The organism is Ramlibacter sp., from assembly GCF_028292805.1.
Classification (GTDB): domain Bacteria; phylum Pseudomonadota; class Gammaproteobacteria; order Burkholderiales; family Burkholderiaceae_C; genus Ramlibacter.
The window spans coordinates 1-3,226 of record NZ_JAQGLS010000318.1; the positions used below are offsets into that span (position 1 = coordinate 1).

At 70.0% G+C, this 3,226-nt stretch carries 2 protein-coding genes; both read right to left on the bottom strand.

The features are described from left to right. Nucleotides 1-2,099, bottom strand: a 2,099-nt coding sequence (locus JWP65_RS19435; RefSeq protein WP_299766743.1) for an efflux RND transporter permease subunit, incomplete at its 3' end; no start/stop codon positions are given. Nucleotides 2,100-2,106: 7 nt separating this feature from the next. Continuing rightward, the coding region (locus tag JWP65_RS19440) for an efflux RND transporter periplasmic adaptor subunit (RefSeq protein ID WP_299766745.1) at nucleotides 2,107-3,226 on the bottom strand (1,120 nt) is incomplete at its 5' end.

The following is a 3,226-nucleotide window of genomic DNA, read 5'->3' on the forward strand; positions in this document are numbered from 1 at the left end:
AGCAGCTGGTTGCGCGCCGCGATCAGCGCGTCGCGACCGGCGCCGCCGCGGTCCTGCAGCCGGAAGGTGAAGCCCGAGGCCGTGCCCAGCTCGGGGATGGGCGGAGGGCTGAGCGGAAAGATGAAGGCGTCGCGAATGCTCGAGAGCGCGCCGAAGGCCTTGCCCGCCAGCGTCTGCGCCGAGTGCTCCTCGCCCTTGCGCTCGTCCCAGTCCTTCAGCGTCACGAAGGCGAGCGCCGCGTTCTGGCCCTGGCCCGAGAACGAGAAGCCCAGCACCCCGACCATGCTCTGCACCTCGGGTTGCTTGAGCACCCAGGCCTCCACCTGCTCGATCACGCCGCGCGTGCGGTCGATGGTGGCGCCCGGCGGCAGCTGGATGTTCACCAGCATGTTGCCCTGGTCTTCCTGCGGCAGGAAGGATGTGGGCAGGCGCGTGTAGATCAGCGCCGCCACGCCGGCGATCGCCGCGTAGATGATCAGGTAGCGCGAGGCGCGCCTGAGAATGCGCGTGACCAGGCCTTCGTAGCCGTGCGCGGTGCGTGCGAACAGCCGGTTGAAGGCCCCGAAGAAGCCGCGCTTTTCCTCGTGGTGGCCGGCCGGTACCTGCTTGAGCAGCGTGGCGCACAGCGAGGGCGTGAGCGACAGCGCCATGAAGGCCGAGAAGCTGATCGAGGCCACCATCACGGCCGCGAACTGGCGGTAGATGTTGCCGGTCGAGCCGGCAAAGAAGGCCAGCGGCACGAACACCGAGATCAGCACCACCGTCACGCCGATGATGGCGCCCGAGATCTGGCCCATGGCCTTGCGGGTCGCCTCGCGTGGCGGCAAGCCCTCGTGGCTCATGATGCGCTCGACGTTCTCCACCACCACGATGGCGTCGTCGACCACGATGCCGATCACCAGCACCATGCCGAACATGGTCAGCACGTTGATGGAAAAACCCAGGGCCAGCAGCGCGCCGAAGGTGCCCAGCAAGGCGATCGGCACCACCAGCGTGGGGATGATGGTGTAGCGCCAGTTCTGCAGGAACAGGAACATCACCAGGAACACCAGCGCCACCGCTTCCAGCAGCGTCACCACCACCTGGCTGATGGAGATCCGCACGAAGCGCGAGCTGTCGTACGGAATCTCCCACTTGACCCCGGGCGGAAAGAACTGCGCCAGCTCGGTCATGCGCTTGCGCACCGCATCGGCCGTGGCCAGCGCGTTGCCGGTGGGGGACAGCTGCACGCCGATGCCCGACGAAGGCTTGCCGTTCAGGCGCGCCGCGGTGGCGAAGTTCTGGGCGTCCAGTTCGACCCGGGCCACGTCCTTGAGGCGCACGGTGGAGCCGTCGGGGTTGGCGCGCAGCACCACTTCCTGAAACTGTTCGACCGTGCCGAGCTGGCCGTTGACCACCACGGTGGCGGCGATGCCCTGCCCCGCGACGTTGGGCAGTTCACCGATGGAGCCGGCCGACACCTGCGCGTTCTGCGCGCGGATCGCGGCCACGACCTCGGCCGACGAGAGGTTGAAGCCGACCAGCTTTTGCGGGTCGAGCCAGACGCGCATCGCCGCTTCGGTGCCGAACAACTGGGCCTGGCCGACGCCGGGCAGGCGCTGCAGTTCCGGCACCACGTTGCGCGAGGCGAAGTCGCCCAGGTCCACCGGCGTGAAATTCGGGTCGTCCGAAGACAGGATGGCGAACAGCAGAAAGTTGGAGCGCGACTTGTCCACGCGCACGCCTTGCTGCGTCACGGCGGCGGGCAGCCGCGGCGTGGCGCGGGCCAGCCGGTTCTGCACGTCCACCTGCGCCAGGTCGGCGTTGGTGCCGGGCTCAAAGCTCAGGGTCAGCGAGCCGGTGCCGTTGGCCTGGGCCACCGACTCCATGTACGCCAGGCCGGGCGAGCCGTTCATTTCCTGCTCGATGACGCTGATCACGCTTTCTTCCAGCACCTTGGCGGAGGCGCCCGGATAGGTGGCGTTGATCACGATGGCCGGCGGCGCCACCGGCGGGTACTGGGCCACCGGCAGCTGCGTGATGGCGACGCCGCCCATCACGATGATGAACAGCGCGATGACCCACGCGAAGATGGGACGGTCGATGAAGAACTTGGCCATGCGCGCCTCAGCTCTTGGCGGCCTGCGAGGCCGGCCTGGCAGCCGGAACGGCAGCCGTGCCGGCCGGGCCGGCGGGGGCGGCACCGGGCGCGGTCCATGGCACCGGCTTGACCGGCTTGCCCGGCTGCATCTTCTGGAAGCCGTCCACCATCACCTGTTCGCCGGGCTTGAGCCCGCTGAGCACCACCCACTTGCCGCCCTGCGAGCCGCCGACGCCGATCTTGCGCGGGCTCACCTGGCCGTCCGCGGCCACCACCATCACGGTGTCGCCCTGGGGCGAGCGCGTCACGGCCTGCTGCGGCAGCAGCATCGCGTTGCCGGCCTTGGCCTGCTCGATCTGCACGCGCACGTACATGCCCGGCAGCAGCATCGAGCCGGGGTTGGGCACTTCGGCGCGCAGCGTCACCTGGCCGGTCGCGGGGTCCACGGTGAGGTCCGCGAACAGCAGGCGGCCGGGCTGCGGATGGCGGCTGCCGTCCTCGAGCAGCACGCGCACTTCCGCGCCGTCGGCGCCCGCGCGCTTGAGCTTGCCTTCCTGCAGGGCGCGGCGCAGCTCCAGCACCTCGTTGGCGCTCTGGGTGAAGTTCACGTACAGCGGGTCGACCTGCTGGATCACGGCCAGCGGCGTCGCTTCGCCCTGCCCCACCAGCGCACCCTCGGTGACCAAGGAGCGGCCGATACGGCCGGCGATCGGTGCGGTGACGGAGGCATAGCCGAGGTTGATCTCGGTGGTGCGCACCGCAGCGCGGGCGGCCGCCACTTCGGCCTCGGCCGCCTTCTGCGCGGTGACGGCGTTCACGTATTCCTGCTTGCTGATGGCGTTGGCTTCCACCAGTGGGCGGTAGCGCTCGGCGAGCGCGGCGGCCTGCCCCAGGTTGGCCTGAGCCCGGGCCAGGCTGGCTTGCGAGCTGGCGTTGGCGGCCGACAAGGTGCCGGCGTCGATGCGGTACAGCACCTGGCCGGCGCGCACGTCGCTGCCTTCGCGGAACAGGCGCTGCTGCACGATGCCGGCGGCGCGCGCGCGCACCTCGGCCACGCGCGAAGCCTCGAGCCGCCCGGGCAGTTCGGTGACCAGGCCCACGTCACCCGTGGCGACGGTGATCACGCCCACTTCGGGTGGCGGGGGC